The sequence below is a fragment of the Thiolapillus sp. genome, from assembly GCF_048562965.1.
Lineage (GTDB): Bacteria > Pseudomonadota > Gammaproteobacteria > Chromatiales > Chromatiaceae > Thiolapillus > Thiolapillus brandeum_A.
The window spans coordinates 1-935 of the sequence record NZ_JBHNMF010001064.1 but is presented as its reverse complement, the minus strand read 5'-3'; the positions used below and the strand labels follow the sequence as shown (position 1 = coordinate 935).

General features: G+C 51.8%; 2 protein-coding genes. One reads left to right on the top strand and one right to left on the bottom strand.

Features of this window, described 5'->3' with window-relative positions:
* On the top strand, window positions 1–670 hold a 670-nt coding region (locus ACOCD2_RS22285), incomplete at its 5' end, for a restriction endonuclease subunit S (protein WP_419596375.1).
* Between the two features lie 160 nt (window positions 671–830).
* On the opposite strand, the gene ACOCD2_RS22280 is transcribed toward ACOCD2_RS22285, so the two are convergent.
* The coding region (locus tag ACOCD2_RS22280; RefSeq protein WP_371415010.1) for a transposase domain-containing protein at window positions 831–935 on the bottom strand (105 nt) is incomplete at its 5' end.

Below are 935 nucleotides of genomic sequence, written 5' to 3'. Positions count from 1 at the left end.
CCAAAAAGGTCCAGGCCCTGAAACAGCACAAGAAGGGCCTGATGCAGCAGCTCTTCCCCGCCGAGGGCGAAACCACACCCCGCCTGCGCTTTCCCGACTTTCGGGAGGCGGGGGCGTGGGAATTTATACCTCTAGAGGCCATTGCCCCCTTGTCAATGACAGGGTACAACTCAAGGATATTTCGAATGTCAACTATGTGAGCACGGAGAATATTCTGCAAGATTTTGGCGGGGTAGCTGTTGCAAACAAACTCCCAACTGTTAATTCAGTGTCTTCTTTTCAAGCAGGGGATGTTTTGCTCGCAAATATTCGACCTTACTTAAAAAAAGTTTGGGCGGCCAACTTCTCTGGCGGGGCATCAAATGATGTTCTTGTGTTTAGACCTAGAAACTCCCAAGGCGGACAATACGTTGCCCACATTTTAAAGAATAATCGTTTCATTAATTACGTCATGGCAGGGGCGAAGGGAGTGAAAATGCCCCGCGGAGATATCAACTCCATAAAAGAATACCCTGTTCCAATACCGCCCGAGACTACCGAACAACAAAAAATCGCCCACTGCCTCTCCTCCCTTGACGAGGTGATCGGGCTGGAGTCGCACAAGCTCGACGCCCTCAAGAACCTCAAGAAAGGCCTGATGCAGCAGCTTTTCCCGCAGGAGGTGGCATAGATGCAACCTCCTGTGCCGAACAGTCTCCTTCGCTTTGATCTGGACGGCAAGGGTCTGTTGCCGCAGGTAACGCAGGCCAGCCATTCTGAGCTTCCCGAGGCTGATCAATATCGCGGAGGGCAGGGAGGTGCTATGAATATCTTTGGTAAGCGCCAAACAATCAGCCCTCTTGCATCTTTTTGAGAGGCGTTTTCCAGGGTAGCAGGGCTTCAATGTCCTCAACCGTCCTGGCATTGCCGATGTGCTGCAGCACATGGTGGAGGTA